Origin of the sequence: Nonomuraea rhizosphaerae, assembly GCF_019396405.1 — a bacterium.
In the GTDB taxonomy this organism is placed as follows: Bacteria; Actinomycetota; Actinomycetes; order Streptosporangiales; family Streptosporangiaceae; genus Nonomuraea; species Nonomuraea rhizosphaerae.
Genome location: NZ_JAHKRL010000367.1, coordinates 1 through 16,737 on the forward strand (window position 1 = coordinate 1; position 16,737 = coordinate 16,737).

At 73.1% G+C, this 16,737-nt stretch carries 16 protein-coding genes and 1 pseudogene; 6 read left to right on the forward strand and 11 right to left on the reverse strand.

Features of this window, described 5'->3' with window-relative positions:
- The 10 genes from KME77_RS18500 to KME77_RS18545 all read right to left on the reverse strand — a co-directional run.
- On the reverse strand, positions 1–363 hold a 363-nt coding region (locus tag KME77_RS18500), incomplete at its 3' end, for an iron-containing alcohol dehydrogenase (protein WP_219469162.1).
- 33 nt (positions 364–396) lie between these two features.
- Complete coding sequence (locus KME77_RS18505) at positions 397–1,176, reverse strand: enoyl-CoA hydratase/isomerase family protein (RefSeq protein WP_219469165.1); 780 nt, start codon at positions 1,174–1,176, stop codon at positions 397–399.
- Positions 1,173–2,738 (reverse strand): acyl CoA:acetate/3-ketoacid CoA transferase, encoded by a 1,566-nt coding sequence (locus KME77_RS18510; RefSeq protein ID WP_219469167.1) that lies wholly within the window; start codon positions 2,736–2,738, stop codon positions 1,173–1,175. Before KME77_RS18510 ends, KME77_RS18505 begins: the two co-directional genes overlap by 4 nt.
- On the reverse strand, positions 2,735–3,697 hold the full coding sequence (locus KME77_RS18515) for a dihydrodipicolinate synthase family protein (protein WP_219469170.1): 963 nt from the start codon (positions 3,695–3,697) through the stop codon (positions 2,735–2,737). Before KME77_RS18515 ends, KME77_RS18510 begins: the two co-directional genes overlap by 4 nt.
- On the reverse strand, positions 3,682–4,527 hold the full coding sequence (locus KME77_RS18520) for an SDR family NAD(P)-dependent oxidoreductase (RefSeq protein ID WP_219469175.1): 846 nt from the start codon (positions 4,525–4,527) through the stop codon (positions 3,682–3,684). Before KME77_RS18520 ends, KME77_RS18515 begins: the two co-directional genes overlap by 16 nt.
- Positions 4,527–5,324, reverse strand: coding sequence for an IclR family transcriptional regulator (locus KME77_RS18525; protein WP_308250758.1), 798 nt, complete (start codon positions 5,322–5,324; stop codon positions 4,527–4,529). The genes KME77_RS18520 and KME77_RS18525 overlap by 1 nt, the downstream gene beginning before the upstream one ends.
- Positions 5,325–5,342: 18 nt before the next feature.
- Complete coding sequence (locus tag KME77_RS18530) at positions 5,343–6,347, reverse strand: Gfo/Idh/MocA family protein (RefSeq protein WP_219469181.1); 1,005 nt, start codon at positions 6,345–6,347, stop codon at positions 5,343–5,345.
- On the reverse strand, positions 6,347–7,405 hold the full coding sequence (locus tag KME77_RS18535; protein WP_219469183.1) for a substrate-binding domain-containing protein: 1,059 nt from the start codon (positions 7,403–7,405) through the stop codon (positions 6,347–6,349). The genes KME77_RS18530 and KME77_RS18535 overlap by 1 nt, the downstream gene beginning before the upstream one ends.
- Before the next feature lie 55 nt (positions 7,406–7,460).
- A complete protein-coding gene (locus KME77_RS18540) occupies positions 7,461–8,450 on the reverse strand; it encodes an ABC transporter permease (RefSeq protein ID WP_308250757.1) in 990 nt (329 codons plus the stop codon).
- Positions 8,447–9,982 carry a sugar ABC transporter ATP-binding protein gene (locus tag KME77_RS18545; RefSeq protein ID WP_219469186.1) on the reverse strand — a complete coding sequence of 512 codons (1,536 nt, stop codon included), beginning with the start codon at positions 9,980–9,982 and terminating at the stop codon, positions 8,447–8,449. Before KME77_RS18545 ends, KME77_RS18540 begins: the two co-directional genes overlap by 4 nt.
- Positions 9,983–10,297: 315 nt before the next feature.
- Between KME77_RS18545 and modA the strand changes: the two genes are divergently transcribed.
- The 4 genes from modA to KME77_RS18565 are packed head-to-tail and all read left to right on the forward strand — an operon-like array spanning position 10,298 to position 13,364.
- Complete coding sequence (modA, locus tag KME77_RS18550; protein ID WP_219469191.1) at positions 10,298–11,110, forward strand: molybdate ABC transporter substrate-binding protein; 813 nt, start codon at positions 10,298–10,300, stop codon at positions 11,108–11,110.
- A gap of 6 nt (positions 11,111–11,116) precedes the next feature.
- A complete protein-coding gene (locus KME77_RS18555) occupies positions 11,117–11,998 on the forward strand; it encodes an ABC transporter permease (protein ID WP_372451193.1) in 882 nt (293 codons plus the stop codon).
- Positions 11,999–12,015: 17 nt separating this feature from the next.
- The gene (locus KME77_RS18560) at positions 12,016–13,062 is read left to right on the forward strand and encodes an ABC transporter ATP-binding protein (RefSeq protein WP_219469207.1); all 1,047 of its coding nucleotides are present in this window, start codon (positions 12,016–12,018) and stop codon (positions 13,060–13,062) included.
- Entirely contained in the window at positions 13,059–13,364 is a 306-nt protein-coding gene (locus KME77_RS18565; RefSeq protein ID WP_219469193.1) for a hypothetical protein, read from the forward strand. Before KME77_RS18560 ends, KME77_RS18565 begins: the two co-directional genes overlap by 4 nt.
- Here the strand turns inward: KME77_RS18565 and KME77_RS18570 are convergent.
- The gene (locus tag KME77_RS18570; protein ID WP_219469196.1) at positions 13,353–13,835 is read right to left on the reverse strand and encodes a molybdopterin-binding protein; all 483 of its coding nucleotides are present in this window, start codon (positions 13,833–13,835) and stop codon (positions 13,353–13,355) included. The genes KME77_RS18565 and KME77_RS18570 overlap by 12 nt on opposite strands.
- Positions 13,836–14,048: 213 nt before the next feature.
- On the opposite strand from KME77_RS18570, the pseudogene KME77_RS18575 reads away from it, so the two are divergent.
- Positions 14,049–15,396: pseudogene (locus KME77_RS18575) on the forward strand (aldehyde dehydrogenase family protein).
- 221 nt (positions 15,397–15,617) lie between these two features.
- A partial coding sequence (locus tag KME77_RS18580) for a molybdopterin molybdotransferase MoeA (protein WP_219469199.1) occupies positions 15,618–16,737 on the forward strand: 1,120 nt, incomplete at its 3' end.

A 16,737-nucleotide genomic window follows, 5' to 3' on the forward strand; every position in this document is an offset into this window, starting at 1 on the left:
CGACCCCCCGCCGGCGGCCACGACGGTCGCGGCCTTGGCGGTGTCGATCGGGCTGCCGCCGCCGACGGCCACCACGACGTCGGCCGCGTGCTGGTGGATCGCGGCGACCGCCCCTTCGACCGCCTGGATCGAGGGGTCGGAGGCGACGTCGTCGAAGATCGCCGTCTCGACCCCCGCCGCCTTCAGCGAGGCCTCGATCGGCTCCACGAGCCCGGCCCGCCGCACGCCCCCGTCGGTGACGAGAAGCGCGCGGGCGCCGAACGCGGCGGCCCGCGGGCCCAGTGCCTCGAACCCGCCCGGCCCGGTGATCACGCGGGTCGGGAAACTGAAACGCGTGACCGGGGGCGGCGTGATGTCCGTCATCTGACGTTCCTCCTCATGTGCGGAATGGCGTTCTCATCGATGGTCGGAACGGGAGGCTCGGTGGCGGTCGAGGAAGGCGCGCACGGCCGCCTGCTGTTCGGCGGTGGCGCAGCAGGCGGCGACCGCCTCGGCCTCGGCGAACAGGCCCGCCTCCGGGCCGTGCCGCAGGCCGGTGGCCATCGCGTGCTTGGCCCCAGCCGTCGCGGTGGGTGAGTGTCCGGCCAGCTCGCCCGCGAACGTGATCGCCTCCTCCAGCAGGCGCCCGCCGTCGACGACCCGGTTGACCAGCCCCCAGGCCAGGGCGGTCGGCGCGTCCACCGGGCGGCCGGTGAGGATCATCTCCGCGGCCCGGCCGGCGCCGACCAGCCGGGGCAGGCGCTGGGTGCCTCCCCAGCCGGGGACGTTCGCGAGAGTGATCTCGGGCTGGGCGAAGCGGGCGTCCGGCGCGGCGAGCCGCAGGTCGCAGGCCATGGCCAGCTCACAGCCGCCGCCCAGCGCGACCCCGTTGACGGCGGCGACGACGGGCTGGTCCAGGCCGGCCAGCCGATCGAGGATCCGCTGGCCGTGACGCATCAGCGCCAGCGCGTCCGCCGGGGTGATGCCGTCCAGCTCGTTGACGTCGGCCCCGGCGCAGAAGGCGCGATCACCGGCGCCGGACACCACCAGCGCGCGGACGTGCGGGTCGCCGGAGACGGCCGCGCACAGCTCGTCCAGGGCGGTCAGCAGCTCACGGTCGAGCGCGTTCAGCCGCTCGGGCCGGTTCAGCGTCACCACCAGGACGGCGTCACGGCGCTCGGTGACGAGCACGCTCATGCGATCGCCCCCGCGGGCGCGAGCCTGAGCCCCATCGGCGCGGGCCCGAACAGCCGCGCGTCCATGGCGCGCAGCTCCGGGCTGATCCGCGGGGTGAACGCCATCCGGCCGATCACGTCGCGGTCGAGGTCCACGCCCGGGGCGATCTCCGTCAGCACGAGCCCGTCGCCGGCCAGCTCGAACACGGCGCGCTCGGTCACGTAGGTCACCGGCCGGCCCCGGCGGCGGGCGTGGGCGGCGCTGAAGGAGACCTGCTCGACGGCGCCGACGAACTTGCGGGCTGCGCCGTCGCGTTCGACGACCAGCTCCTGGCCGAGGCGCAGCCGCTGCTCCTTGCCGGCGGTGAAGGTGCCGACGAAGACCACGCGGCGGGCGCCCTGGCTGATGTTGACGAAGCCGCCGATCCCGGGGGTGCGGCCGCCGAACTTCGACACGTTCACGTCGCCGGCCGCGTCCACCTCGGCGAACGACAGCACCGCCACGTCCAGCCCGCCGCCGTCGTACCAGTCGAACTGGTACCCGGCGTCCACCATCGCCACCTGGTCGCGGGCCAGGCCGAAGTCGCTCCCGGTGGCCGGGACGCCGCCGATGTGCCCCTGTTCGAGGGTCAACGTCACCTGGCCGGCGGCGTCCTCCTCGGCGAGCACGGCCGCCACGCCGTCGGGCATCCCGAAGCCGAGGTTGACGATGTCGCCGGCGCGCAGCTCCTGGGCCGCCCGCCGGGCGATCACCTTGCGCACGGTCAGCTCCAGCGGCGCGAAGCCGCCCGCGGCGGCCGGCTGCCGGCCGGTCAGCGTCGGGTCGGACTCGGTCGCCATGGACAGGCGCTGGCCCGGATGCACCGTGACCGCGTCCACCAGGACGCCGGGCACCTTGACGCGGCGCGGGTCGACGCGCTCGGCGATGCCCTTGACCTGGGCCAGGACCACGCCGCCGCTGTTCTTGACCGCCTGCGCCGCCGACAGCGTCTCGGCGTAGAGCCCCTCGTCGTCCATGACCAGGTTGCTCTGCTCGTCGGCGACGCTGGCGCGGATGACGGCGACGTCGATGGGGAGCGCGTGGTAGAGCAGCCATTCCCGGCCGCGCAGCTCGACCAGCTCCACCAGCGGCTCGGTGGCGCTCCGGTTGAGCCGCCCGCCGTCGAGGCGGGGGTCCACGAACGTGCCGAGCCCGACGTGGCTGACAAGGCCCGGTCCACCGGCGGCGATGGCGCGCAGCAGGTGGGACATCACGCCCTGCGGCAGGCAGTAGGCCTCGATCAGCTCCTGCCGCGCCATCTCCTGCAGCCGGGGTGACCAGGCCCAGTGCGCTCCGATGACCCGCCGTACCATGCCTTCGTGGGCGAAGCGGTCCATGCCGCCGCCGCGACCGTCGCCGATCCCGGCCGGATGCACGAGCGTCAGGCCCCTCGGCTGCCCGGTCTTCAGGAACCGCCGCTCCAGCGCCCGCAGCAGCAGATCGGGCTCGTTGACGCCGCCGCCCGAGCCGTCGACCAGGACGGTCGCGCCGGAGGCGACCAGCGCCACGGCCTGCTCGGCGGTCACCACCTTCGGCCCGTTCACAGCAGCCCCGCTCTCTCCATCGCCGTACGCAGCGCCGTCCGCTCGGCGTCGTCCAGGCCGAGCAGCGGCGGCCGTACGGCCACCTCGTCGATCACGCCGAGCAGCCGCAGGCCCTCCTTGATCCGCGCCCGCGAGTTACGCACCGGCGCGCCGAACAGCACCTCGGCCAGCGGCTGCATCCGCTCACGGTTGAGCCGCTGGGCCTGCGCGTAGCGGCCGTCCCGGACGTCGCCGAAGATCCGTACGGTGAGGGCGGCCGCGAGCCCGGCGTAGCCGAGCAGCGCGCCGTCGGCCCCGAGCACGAACGACTCGTACATGAAGGTGTCGCACCCCGACAGGAACGCCACGTCGGGCGCCGCCGCGCGTAACGCGTCCCTGGTGGAGACGTAGGTGGCGGCGTCGAAGGAGGCCTCCTTGACGGCCTGCAGCTCCGCGACGTCCGTCAGGCGCCTGATCACGTCGGGCCGCAGGATGACGCCGCCCAGCGACGGCGTCAGGTTGAAGGCGATCAGCGGCAGGCCGACCTCGCCGATCGCGGCGAAGTAGCGGTGGACCAGCTCGGGCGGCAGCGGGGAGCCGGTGAACGCCGGGATCGAGAACACGAGCAGGGCGTCGGCGCCGGCGTCGCGCAGCGCCTTCGCGATCTCGACCGCCTGCTCGGTGTAGGCGGCGATCAGGCCGGAGACGACGCCGACGCCCTGCCCGACCTCGTCCTTGACGGTCTCCACGACGGCGACGCGCTCGGCCGGCGTCAGGTGCGCGCCCTCCCCGGTGTCGGCGTTGACGGTGACGGCGATGACACCCTGGTCGGCGAGCCATCTCGCGTACCGCCGGAGCGCGCCCAGGTCGGGGCGGTGGTCCGCGGTCATGGGCAGCGCCATCGACGCGTTGACGCCGCCGTAGCGGCCGATGTCGCGCCGGGCGCCCACCGGCAGGCGCGCGGTCACCAACTCGACCACCCCCCGTCCACGACGATGACTTGACCGGTGATGTAGTCCGAGGCCGGCGAGGCGAGGAACACGAACGCTCCCTCCACGTCGACGGTCCGGCCGAACCGGCCCGCCGGGATCCGTTCGAGCATGCGCCGGCGGCGGGCGCCGTCGCTGTTGAGCCAGTCCGCCGTCATGTGGGTCTCGACGTAGCCGGGCGCGATCGCGTTGACGCAGATCCCGTGGCGGCCGAGGTCGACGGCGAGGCTCTGGGTGTACTGGCGCACCGCTCCCTTGGTCGCCGCGTAGGCGGCGCGGTGCTCCAGGCCCAGCACGGAGCCGAGCGACCCGACGTTGATGATCTTGCCCGCGCGCTTGTCGACGAGCTGCGGCAGCACCGCCTGGGTGACCTGGTACAGGCCGCGCACGTTGACCTCCCAGAGCTGGTCGAGGTCCTCGACCGTCGCCTCCGTCGCGACCGCGCGGCGCACGATTCCCGCGCTGTTGACCAGGATGTCGGTGCCGCCCAGCCCGGCGACGGTCTCGGTCAGGCGGCGCACGTCCTCGCCGGACCGCACGTCGGCCGGCGCGGCGCAGGCGGTGGCGCCGTCGCGGGTCAGCTCCTCCACCGTGGAGCGCAGCTCGTCCTCGAGAATGTCGACGGCGACCAGCTCGGCGCCGTGCCGTGCGAGCGCCAGCGCCGCCGCCCGGCCGAGGCCGCGTGCCGCGCCGGTGACGACCGCGCGCCGACCGGCCAGGTCGAACTGGGACGACCGCACGGCCACGGGCAGCACGTGCGGGCCGTCTCCCGGCACGGGCCGCGCGTGGGCGCCGTCTCCCGACACGCCGGGGGAGCGCATCAGGCGACCTCCTCGCCGTTCCGGCGGGCGCCGAGCTGCTCGGCGAGCGCGTCGGAGACCCGCTTGAGCTCGGCGAGCGCCGCCTCCCGGGGCGCCTCGGTGAAGCGCGTGACCGGACCGGCGAGGGTCAGGGCGGCGACCACCTGCCCGCTGTAGTCGCGGATCGGGACCGAGATGCTGCAGATCTCCGGCTCGTGCTCGCGGATGCAGTCGGCGAAGCCGCGCTCGGCCACGCGCCGCAGCTCGGCGCGGAGCTCGTCGGGGTCGACGATCGTCTCCGGGGTGTAGCGCCGCAGCTCCCCGGCGAGGATCTCCTCGACGAACTCGGGCGGCTGGGCGGCCAGCAGCACCTTCCCGGACGCGGTGGCGTGCAGCGACGCCTGCCGGCCCGGCGCGGCCACCATGCGGAGCGGGCGGTCGCTCTCCACCCGGTCGACGTAGGTGATGCCGGTGCGGTCCAGGATGCCGAGCAGCACCGTCTCACGGGTGCGCCGGACCAGCTCCTTGAGCCACGGACGGGCCAGCGGGGCCAGCTCGTTGTTCTTCAGCACCTCCGTCCCGTACTCGTACAGCCGCCAGCCGAGCCGGTAGCGCGAGGTCGCCGGATCGCGGTTGACCATCCTGCGCACCTCGAACGTGGCCAGGATGTTGTAGACCGCCGTCTTGCTGAGGCCGATCTCGCGGCTGATCTCGCTGAGCCCCATCTCGCCATGCCGCGCGAGCGCCTCCAGCACCTCGATGGCGTGCTCCAGCGCCTTGACCGGCCGGACCTCTCGTTGGTTCGTGTTCCCAGAAATGACTAGCTCCCTCCGTCGTCACGTGGTGCGGCACATGTCGATGATCCGTGCTGTGCTGATCGATTCTTCCGGCGGATACGGGTGCGGGCCGTCGCCGGCCAGCGCGCGGTGGAAGGCCGCCAGCTGGAGCGCGTACTGGTCGCGGTCCTCGAACCGCTCGGTCGTCCGCTCACCTCCGCGCGTCACCGTCAGGTCGAGCCAGGGCTCGACCGGCACGAACGGAGGCGAGGCGAACGGGCGGGTCACCGAGATCGTCCCCTCGCTGCCCACGACCTCGTACGAGTTGCGTGCCCCGACGGTCAGCCCGCAGTCGATCACGGCCAGCCGCTCGTCCGGGAAGCGCAGGACCAGGCCGCTCAGCTCGTCGGCGCCGGTCCCCGGCAGGTCCATGGTGACCGCCTTGACCTCCACGGGCTCGGCGCCGAAGATCCAGCGGGCCGCGCTGACCGGGTAGACGCCCACGTCGAACAGCGCCCCGCTGCCCGGCGACGGCAGGAAGCGGATGTCGCCCGCGGGGTCCGGCAGGTTGACGGTGAAGCCGGCGCGGAACAGCCTCGGCCGGCCGATCGCCCCTTCCGCGACGAGGCGGCGTACGCGGTCGTGCTGGGGGTTGAACCTGGCCATCATCGCCTCCATCAGCACCACGCCCGCCGCCTCGCAGCGCCCGGCCGCGTCGGCCGCCTCATCGGCGCTGGTGGCCAGCGGCTTCTCGCACAGGACGTGCTTGCCCGCCGCGGCCGCCGCCACGGTGATCGGGGCGTGCAGATGGTTGGGCACCGCGACGTAGACGGCGTCGACGTCGTCGCGGGCGAGCAGCGTCCCGTACGCGCCGGCGCCGGTGTGCACCCGTACGCCCGGCAGCTCGCGCCGGATCCCGTCCGCGTCGCCGCGCTCCGACGCCACGGCGACCAGCCGGGCCGACGGCGACGCGGCGAGCGCCGGGACGAGGGCGCGGCGCGCGATGTCGGCCCACCCGATGACGCCCCAGCGGATCGGGGTCGCCTTGCTGATCGGCCGGCTCACTAGAACGCGAACTCCAGGTACCTGTCGACATTGGTCCTGTCGACGATGCTCGACACGAGCTGGATGGAGTTGGGCATCTCGAACTCCCAGGTCTCGCTCAGCCCGTGGTCCTGGGCGATCAGGCGCGCTATGTTGACCGCCGTTCCCGACATGGTCGGCAGGTAGAGCGCGGTGGCCCGCCACAGGCTGCCGGCCTTGATCTTCGTCATCACGGCCTTCGTCCCGCCGCCGCCGACCAGGAACATCTCCTCCTGCCGGTCCGCGTTGCGAATGGCCGCCTCGACGCCCACGCCCTGGTCGTCGTCGTGGGTCCACACGGCGCCGATCTTCGACTGGCCCTGGAGGATCTGCGACATCACCTGCTCGCCGGTGTCGGGCGTGAAGTTCGCCGCCTGCTTGGCGACGAGCTGGACTCCCGGGTACTTCTTGAGCGCGTCGGCGAAGCCCTGACTGCGCTCCTTGGTGAGCTGCAGGCCGGAGATGCCCTGGATCTCGACCACGCTGCCGGTCTTGAGCGTGCGCCCGATGAAGTCGCCGGCCGCGGCGCCCATCCCGTAGTTGTCGCCGCCGACCCAGGTGCGGTAGGCGAGCGGTGAGTCGAAGATGCGGTCCAGGTTGACCACCGGGATCCCGGCGTCCATGGCCTTTCGGGCGACCGCGGTGAGCGCCTGGCCCTCCTGCGGCAGGATGACCAGGACGTCGGGCCTGCGGTTGATCAGTGTCTCGACCTGCGCCACCTGCTCGGCGGAGTTGGCGTTGGACTCGGTGAACAGCAACTCGACGTCCGCCCAGCTCTCCGCCGCCTTCCTGGCGTTCTTGCCGATCTCGGCGACCCAGCCGTGATCGGCCCCCGGCGAGGAGAACCCGATCGTCACGCGCTTGCCGAGACTGCTCGGGGCGCCTCCCTGCGCGGGCCGCGTGGCCGTCGGGGCGGTGCCACCGCCGCCGTCACCGCCGCTGCACGCGGCCAGCAGCGAAGCCGCTCCGAGCGTCGCCGAGCCGGCGAGGAAGCCGCGCCGGGTGGCGTCGTGCCGCGGCAGTTCCCGGGTTCCTGACATCTCCTGATCTCCTTCTTGTCCTGTCCTGCCGGTACTGTCACCCCCGAATTGGTGCTCACGTATCGGCTGCTCGACGTCTCTGGAGCAGCACCGCGGCCACGATGATCGCCCCCTTGGCGATGTTCTGGACGTCGGTCTCCAGGTTCTTGAGCACGAAGATGTTCGTGATCACGGTGAAGATGAGCACGCCGAAGACCGAGCCGGCGATCGTGCCGCGCCCTCCGGCCAGCCGGGTCCCGCCGATGATCACCGCGGCGATCGCGTCGAGCTCGTAGAGGTTGCCGACGGCGTTCGAGCCCGAGGTCAGCCGCGCGGTGAGCAGGACCGACGCGATGGCCGCCGTCAGCCCCGAGAGCATGTAGAGGATCACCAGGTGGCGGCGGATCCTGATGCCCGCCAGCCGCGCCGCCTCCAGGTTGCCGCCCAGCGCCAGGGTGTGGCGGCCGAACGTCGTACGGTTCAGCAGGAGCCAGCCGACGGCGACGACGGCGGCGAACACCCAGACGGGCAACGGGATGCCGACGAGCTTCGCCGAGCCGAGAGCGTTGAACGTCTCGTCCAGCGAGGTCTGCGGGGTGCCTCCGGAGATGAACTCGGCGAGGCCGCGAGCCGAGACGAGCATCGCCAGCGTCGCGATGAACGGGACGATCCGGCCATGGGTGATGACCAGGCCGTTGACCAGCCCGGCGCCGAGACCGAACGCCAGCGCCACGGCGATCATCGCGACCCAGCCGCCCTCCTGGACCGGGGCCGTCGTCGCCATCACGGCCGTGAGCGCCACCAGCGCCCCGACCGACAGGTCGATGCCTCCGGAGATGATGACGAAGGTCATCCCGACGCTGATGATGCCGATCACCGACGCGCTCGTCAGCATCGTCAGGACGTTGCTCCACGTCGCGAAGTACGGGGACACCAGCGCGCCCGCCACCACGATGACCGCGAGGACCAGCACCGGCCCCTTCGGCACCAGCGACAGGCGGCTGACGGTCTCCGACGGCGCTCGCGGCGTCCGCGTCTCCGTCGCGGTCGGGTCCACCGTTCTCACAGCGCGCTTCCTTTCATGAGCAGCGACAGGATCTGCTCCTCGTCGGCCGACTCGGCGGCGCGGTCGGCGATCACGCGACCCTGGCGCACCACGAGCACCCGGTCGGCCAGGCCCAGCACCTCCGGGATCTCCGACGAGACGAGCAGGATGCCCACCCCGGTGCCGGCGAGCCGGCGGATCAGCGCGTACAGCTCGGCTCGCGCGCCGACGTCCACACCACGGGTCGGCTCGTCGAGCAGCAGCACCCGGCAGCCGCGGATCAGCCAGCGGCCGACGACGACCTTCTGCTGGTTGCCGCCCGAGAGCTGGCGGATCTCCCGCAGCGGCTCGGCCGGGCGCACGTCCAGCGAGCCGATCGCCGCCCGCGCGTCGGCCATCTCCCGGTCCCGGTCGATCAGCCCGGCGCTCACGTAGCGCCGGAGCGAGGCCAGGCTCAGGTTCCGGTAGACCGCCTCGTCCAGGAGCAGCGCCTGGCTTTTGCGCTCCTCCGGCGCCAGACCGAGGCCGGAACGGACCGCCACGGCGGGATCGCCCAGCCCCAGCGGGCGGCCGTCGAGCGTGACCTCGCCGGCATCGGGCCTGGTCGCCCCGTAGACGGCGCCGAGGATCTCCGACCGGCCGGAGCCCACCAGGCCCGCAAGCCCGACGATCTCACCGGCCCGGACGCTGAACGACACGTCGGTGAACTCACCCGCGCGCGTCAGGCCCTCGACGCGCAGCACCTCGGGCGCGTCGTCGGGGATCACCCCACGGGGAGGGAAGGCGTCGCCGACCTTCCGGCCGGTCATCAGGCGGACCAGCTCGTCGTCCGGCGTCGTGCGCGCCTCCAGCCCGCTCGCCACCGTCCGGCCGTCCTTGAGCACGGTGACCCGGTCGCCGATCTGCCGCACCTCGGCCAGGCGGTGCGTGATGTAGACGACCGCGAGGCCGGCCGACCTCAGGTCGTCGATGACCCGGAACAGGTTGTCCACCTCGTGGCCGGCCAGCGCCGCGGAGGGCTCGTCCATGATGATCAGCCGTGCGTCCCGTGACAGCGCGCGGGCGAGGCTGACCACCTGCCGGCTGGCAGGGGACAGGTGGGCCAGCTCGGTGTCCGGCCGGATCTCCTCGTGCCCGAGGCGGCGCAGCGCGTCGGCCGTGGCCGCCCGCATCCGCCGGCGCCGGGTCCATCCGGCCCGCGCGTGCTCGTGTCCCAGGAACACGTTCTCGTAGACCCGTAACCCGGGCACGACGTCCAGCTCCTGGTAGATCGTCACGATGCCCAGCTCCAAGGCGGCGTGGGGGCTGGGGACGCGCACCGGGCGGCCGTCCAGGAGGAGCGCTCCCGCGTCCGGCTCGTGCGCGCCGGCCAGCACCTTGATCAGCGTGCTCTTGCCGGCGCCGTTCTGCCCGAGCAGGCAGTGGACCTCACCGGCGGCGACCTCGAAGTCCACCCCGTCGAGCGCCCGCGCTCCCGTGAAGTGCTTGACCAGGCCACGCACGGCCAGCAGCGGGGGCTTGTCCGGGTCTGGGGGGTCGGAACTTGGACCCATTCCTGCTCTCCTGTTTTGCATTACAGAACGGGTGTCTGTGAGAGAGACTAGATAGCGTCCCGTAGGCCGTCAAGGCGGAATTTTTCGCCCGATGGCCCGGGATACGGTGCGGTCTTGTGGATGCCATGGCGGGGCTCAGGATGGTGTCGCTCCTGAGGGGGAAGTCGGGTATTCAGGCTGGAAAGTGCGGAAGGTATCGTGAAGGCTTGTGACGACGTTTCGGATCAGCGAGGCCGCGGCGCTGCCCGGGGTCAGCTCCGGCACAGTCCGCCGGTCATGAGCGTGTGGCCAGCTACTCGTGAGGAGCCCCCATTGGTGTTCAGGCGTCTTTCTCGATGGGCGATCGCCCTTCCCGTCGCGTTCGCGCTGGCGGGCCTGTCCGGTTGCGGATCGGGCGCGGACCCGGGCGCGGCGGGTACGTCCTCCGCGTCGGCCTCGGCCTCGGCCGGTGGCGGGGCGAAGGAGGTGACGGTGTTCGCGGCGGCGTCGCTGACCGGGACGTTCACCGAGCTCGGCAAGAGCTTCGAGTCGGCGCATCCGGGCACGACGGTGAAGTTCAACTTCGGTTCCAGCGCTACGCTGGCCCAGCAGATCGTGCAGGGGGCGCCGGCGGACGTGTTCGCGGCGGCGAGCCCGGCCACGATGAAGACGGTGACCGATGCGTCGCTGGCGGCCTCGCCGACGACGTTCGTGCGCAACAGGCTGCAGATCGCCGTGCCGGCCGACAACCCGGCGAAGGTGGACGAGCTGAAGGACCTGACCGACTCCAAGGTGAAGGTGGCGCTGTGCGCCGAGCAGGTGCCGTGCGGGGCGGCGGCGGTCAAGGCGCTGGACGCGGCCGGGCTGAAGGTCACGCCAGTGACGCTGGAGCAGGACGTCAAGGCCACGCTGACGAAGGTGGAGCTGGGTGAGGTGGACGCGGCGCTGGTGTACAGGACCGACGTGATCGCCTCGGCGGGCAAGGTGAAGGGCATCGAGTTCCCGGAGGCCGGCAAGGCGATCAACGACTACCCGATCGCCACGCTGGCCAAGGCGCCGGCCGGTGACCTGGCCAAGCAGTTCGTGGATCTGGTGCTGTCGCAGCAGGGCAAGGACGTGCTGACCAAGGCCGGCTTCGACGGGCCCTGATCGCGGATGAGCCCTTCCCCACCGAACCAGCCGGGGCGGCCGGAGCAGGTCGAGTCGCCGGGCTCCCGTCGCGGGTCCGGCCGCCGGTCGGCCGGGGGCCGGGAGGTGGCCGGGCGGCTGCCGTGGATGCTGGTCGTGCCCGCGCTGGCCGGGCTGGTCTTCCTGGTGCTGCCGCTGGCCGGGCTGCTGATCCGGGCCCCCTGGTCCACGCTGCCGCAGCGGCTGGCGGCCCCGCACGTGCTGGAGGCGCTGCGGCTGTCGCTGGTGTGCGCGAGCGTGGCCACGGCGGTGTGCCTCCTGCTCGGGGTGCCGCTGGCGTGGCTGCTGGCCCGGGTGTCGTTCCCGGGGCGGCGGCTGGTGCGGGCCCTGGTGACCGTGCCGCTGGTGCTGCCTCCTGTGGTGGGCGGGGTGGCGCTGCTGCTGGTGCTGGGGCGGCGCGGGCTGGTCGGGCAGTGGCTGGAGGCGAGCTTCGGGATCACGCTGCCGTTCACCACGGCGGGGGTGATCATGGCGGAGGCGTTCGTGGCGATGCCGTTCCTGGTGATCAGCGTGGAGGGCGCGCTGCGCGGCGCCGATCAGCGCTTCGAGGAGGCGGCGGCCACGCTGGGCGCCTCGCGGTGGACGGTGTTCTGCCGGGTGACGCTGCCGATGGTGATGCCGGGCGTGGTGGCGGGGGCGGTGCTGTGCTGGGCGCGGGCGCTGGGGGAGTTCGGGGCGACGATCACGTTCGCGGGCAACTTCCCGGGCACGACGCGGACGATGCCGCTGGCGGTCTACCTGGCGCTGGAGACCGAGCCGGAGGCGGCGATCGTGCTCAGCCTGGTGCTGCTCGTCGTCTCGGTGGTCATCCTGGCCAGCCTGCGCGATCGGTGGGTGAGCGCGTCGTGAGCCCGCCCGTACGGCCGATGGGTGAGCGCGCCGTGAGCCTGCACGCTCACCTGGTCGTCGTCCGGCCCGCCTTCACCCTCGACCTCACCCTGGAGGTCGCCCCCGGCGAGGTGGTGGCGTTGCTCGGGCCCAACGGGGCGGGCAAGACCACCGCGCTGCGCGCCCTGGCCGGGCTCACCCCCCTGTCCGGCGGGCAGATCGTCCTGCGCGGCAGGCCGCTGCACACCCTGCCCGCCGACAGCCGCCCGATCGGCATGGTCTTCCAGGACTACCTGCTCTTCCCGCACCTGTCGGCGCTCGACAACGTCGCCTTCGGGCCGCGCTGCCAGGGCGTGTCCAAGGCCGAGTCCCGCCGCGCCGCCGCCGCCCTGCTGGAGCGCGTCGGCCTGGCCGGCCGCGCCGCCGCCAAGCCCCGGCAACTGTCCGGCGGGCAGGCGCAGCGGGTGGCGCTGGCGCGGGCGCTGGCCGTACGGCCGGAGCTGCTGCTGCTGGACGAGCCGCTGGCCGCGCTGGACGCCCACACCCGGCTGGAGGTCCGCTCTCAGCTCCGCCGTCACCTGGCCGACTTCGACGGCGCCACCGTCCTGGTCACCCACGACCCGCTGGACGCCATGGTGCTGGCCGACCGGCTGATCGTCATCGAGAACGGCGCCGTCGTCCAGCAGGGCGCCCCGGCCGAGGTCGCCCGTCGTCCCCGTACCGACTACGTCGCCCGCCTGGTCGGGCTCAACCTGTATCGCGGCGTGGCCGGCGGGGCCGGGGTCAAGGTCGGGGAGCTGCTGCTGCACACGTACGAAGAACTGGACGGGCCGGTTTTTGTCGCCTTCCCGCCCGCCGCCGTGGCCCTGTACCGCACGCGCCCCGACGGCAGCCCGCGCAACGTCTGGCAGGCCCGCGTCGAGGGCGTCGAACGCCACGGCGACAACGTCCGCGTCCATCTCGACGGCCCGATCAGCGCCTTCGCCGACATCACCCCCGCCGCCCTGGCCGACCTCGACCTGACCCCCGGCGAGCCGGTGTGGGCCTCGGTCAAGGCCGTCGAGACCCACGCCTACCCCGCATGAGCGCCGAACGGCCCGCGACCGGCCACGCCTGCAACGCCATCTGCCTGGGCGGCCCCTGCCACGGCCTGCTCACCCACATCGACCAGGACATCGGCATCCTGGCCGTCCCGGTCCCGCGCCGTTCGCCGGACGAGCCCGAGCGGAGCGCCGGCTACCGCGTCACCCGCGAGCGCGTGCGCTACCACGGCCAGGCCGAGCCGTACATCGCCCTGCACTGGGCCGACCCGCCCCGCTCGCGGGAGTGCTCAACCCCAAGAAGCTCAGCCCCAAGAAGCTCAGCCCCAAGAAGCTCAGCCCCATAACCGGTCGTCGGCCCAGACGCGGATGTCGGTGACCTGGCTGATGTGGCGGCCGCCGCAGCGGTCGCCCGGCATCACCAGGTGCGGGCCCTCGTCGTCGAGGTCGCGGCAGTCCATGGCGACGGCCAGCAGCGCCGGGGTGTCGCCGAACTCGGGGTCGATCTCGCCCCACGACAGCACCGCGTGGTGGCCGTCGCGCCCCAGCACCGAGACCAGGAAGCGCAGCCGGTCCTTGCGCTCGCCCGGGTCGAACAGCGGCTCGGCGGCCCGCAGCACGTCGAGCAGCAGCGGCCCGCCGAAGTAGTGGCGCCGCAGCCCGGAGGTGCGGCACTCGAAGCTCACCGTGGTCTCGCGCTGCGGCATCGACCGCAGTGTGGCCACGCTGAGCAGGGCGGGCGTCCGCACGTCGCCCGAGAGCCGCGCCGCCTTGTCCGCCGTAGCGTCACGATGGGGGTCGATCGAGGTGGGACGCACCAGTCCTCCTCGTCATGAACGTCGTGCCGGACTCTTGACGGAAGCATTCCCCGCAGCCTGCCGACTCATCCCTCATGTGCCAGCCTTCTGCCGTTCAGGGCACGCACTTGCAAGGACTGCGCTCGGAATCAGGTCGCATTCGGGTCTTGCCTTCTGAGGCTCCGCACGTAGTCTCATTGGTACTACTTCAAGGGACGACGAAAGCCGACGCTGATGACGGTGACCTTGGAAAAGACGGTCGAGGACTTCGTGGCGACACCTCGGCAGCTCTTCATCGACGGCCGGTGGGTGAACGCCGCCTCCGGCAAGACGTTCGCCACCCCCAACCCCGCCACCGGCCAGACCCTCGCCCACGTGGCCGAGGCCGACGCCGAGGACGTCGACCGCGCCGTGGCCGCCGCCCGCCGCGCGGGCCGCCGACATCCCGCTGGCCGCCGACATGTTCCACTACATGGCCGGCTGGGCGACCAAGATCGAGGGCAACACGATCACCCTGTCGGTGCCGTACATGCCGGGCGCCGGCTTCCACGCCTACACCCTGCGCGAGCCGATCGGCGTCATCGCCCAGATCATCCCGTGGAACTTCCCGCTGCTCATGGCCGCCTGGAAACTCGCCCCCGCCCTGGCCACCGGCAACACCGTCATCCTCAAGCCCGCCGAGCAGACCCCGCTGACCGCGCTGCGGCTGGCCGAACTGATCGCCGAGGCCGGCATCCCGGACGGCGTGGTCAACGTCCTGCCCGGCTACGGCGAGAGCGCCGGCGCCGCGCTGGCCGCCCACGACGACGTCGACAAGGTCGCCTTCACCGGCTCCACCGAGGTCGGCAAGCTCATCGTCCAGGCCGCGGCCGGCAACCTGAAAAAGGTCACGCTGGAGCTGGGCGGCAAGAGCCCCAACATCGTCCTCGACGACGCCGACCCCGACATCGCCATCCAGGGCGCGGCCAACGCCATCTTCTTCAACCACGGACAGTGCTGCGTGGCCGGGTCCCGGCTCTTCATCCAGGAGGACCGGTTCGACCAGGTGGTCGAGGGAGTGGCCGGCATCGCGCGCGGCATCAAGCTCGGCCCCGGGCTGGAGCCCGGCACCCAGATGGGGCCGCTGGTCTCCGACGAGCAGCTCCAGCGCGTCACCGGCTACCTGGACTCCGGGCGCGACGAGGGCGCCCACACGGTCGTCGGCGGCTCCCGGCACGGCGAGCAGGGCTACTTCGTCCAGCCCACCGTGCTCATCGGCGCGCACCCGTCGACGAAGGTGGTCCGCGAGGAGATCTTCGGGCCGGTCGTGGTCGCCTCGCCGTTCTCCGACCTGGACCAGATCGCCGCCGAGGCCAACGACACCACCTACGGGCTCGGCGCCGGCATCTGGACCCGCGACATCTCCAAGGCCCACGCCCTGGCGAGCAGGATCCGCGCCGGCACCGTCTGGATCAACTGCTACAACGTCTTCGACGCGGCCCTGCCGTTCGGCGGCTACAAGCAGTCGGGCTGGGGCCGCGAGATGGGACACGAGGTGCTGGAGGCCTACACCGAGGTCAAGGCGGTCTGCACCCAGCTCTGACCCACGATCTCCCGGGCTGTTTCGGGAAAGGCGGACCGGGATCGAAGGGGTGGGCGGCGGGCCGCACCTGGCCGCGCCCACCCCTTTTCGCCACCCTTGCGCCCCGCCCGACTCGCCGCCCCTGCCCGACTGGCCCGTCCGCGCCTGGCCCGCCGGGTGCGGATGCCCCGCCGTGGGCCTGGCGACTTGCCGGTGAAACCTGCAAATGGGACGGTGAGGGCGTGGCCGCCGCAGCCGATCAGGCAACCCGTCGAGACGTCGCCTGGGCGAGCGCGAGACAGTTCGCGCACGCGGCGGCCGAGCCGGCACCGGTCGTACGCCTGGCGCTCGCCCGGGCGGCGGGCCTGACGCTGGCCGAGGACCTGGTCGCGGCGACACCGCTGCCGGCCTTCGACACGGCCGCGATGGACGGGTTCGCCGTCGCCGGCGCCTCCGGCCCGTGGACGCTCACCGGCAGCGCCCGCCCCGGGCAGCCGTGGGCGGGGGAACGGCTGGCGGCCGGTCACGCCGTCGAGATCTCGACCGGCGCCCTGGTCCCGCCCGGGGCGTGGGCGGTGCTCCCGATCGAGCTGGCCGCTCCCGACGGCGACGCCGTGGCCGGGCCCGAGCTGCCAGGCGGCAAGCACATCCGGCTCACGGGGGAGGACGCGCCCGCCGGCGCGCGGCTGGCGCCCGCGGGCATCCCGGTGGGCCCCGCGCTGCTGGGCCTGGCCGCCTCCTGCGGCTACGACGAGCTGCCGGTCCGCCGCACGCCCGCCGTCCGGGCGATCGTCACCGGCGACGAGCTGGTCCGTCACGGCCTGCCCGGGCCTGGTCAGGTCCGTGACGCCTTCGGCCCGCTGCTGCCGTCCCTGGTCGCGGGGCTGGGCGGCCTGCTGGAGGGCCTCGTCCACGTCCCCGATCGGCCCCGCTCCGCGCTGGCCACGGCGGTGGAGGCGGCCTCCGGGGCCGACGTCGTCGTGGTCACCGGATCGACGTCGGTCGGCGTCACCGACGGGCTGCGCCGCCTGCTCGCCGAACGCGACGCCCGCTGGATCGTCGACGCGGTCGCGTGCCGGCCCGGCCACCCTCAGCTTCTCGCCCGGCCCCAGGGCGGCCCGTACGTCATCGGGCTTCCCGGCAATCCGTTCGCCGCGCTGGTGGCCGCGTACACGCTGCTCGGGCCGCTCCTGGCCGGGCTGTCCGGCCGCCCGCTCGGCATCCTGCCGCAGGCCCCGCTGCTCACCCAGGTCCCGGCGCCCGCCGGCCGCACCCGGATCGTCCCGGTCGTGTGGGACGGTCCCGGCGTGCGGGCGCTGGGCGGCGACCATCCGGCGTTCCTCAACGGCGCGGCCCTCGGCG

Excerpts from the sequence above, each read along its gene's own strand:
- KME77_RS18505 (WP_219469165.1), bottom strand. The coding sequence starts at position 1,176 with ATGAGCGTGCTCGTCACCGAGCGCCGTGACGCCGTCCTGGTGGTGACG.
- KME77_RS18560 (WP_219469207.1), top strand. The coding sequence starts at position 12,016 with ATGGGTGAGCGCGCCGTGAGCCTGCACGCTCACCTGGTCGTCGTCCGG.
- KME77_RS18545 (WP_219469186.1), bottom strand. The coding sequence starts at position 9,982 with ATGGGTCCAAGTTCCGACCCCCCAGACCCGGACAAGCCCCCGCTGCTG.
- KME77_RS18520 (WP_219469175.1), bottom strand. The coding sequence starts at position 4,527 with ATGCGCTCCCCCGGCGTGTCGGGAGACGGCGCCCACGCGCGGCCCGTG.
- KME77_RS18565 (WP_219469193.1), top strand. The coding sequence starts at position 13,059 with ATGAGCGCCGAACGGCCCGCGACCGGCCACGCCTGCAACGCCATCTGC.
- KME77_RS18555 (WP_372451193.1), top strand. The coding sequence starts at position 11,117 with ATGAGCCCTTCCCCACCGAACCAGCCGGGGCGGCCGGAGCAGGTCGAG.
- KME77_RS18535 (WP_219469183.1), bottom strand. The coding sequence starts at position 7,405 with ATGTCAGGAACCCGGGAACTGCCGCGGCACGACGCCACCCGGCGCGGC.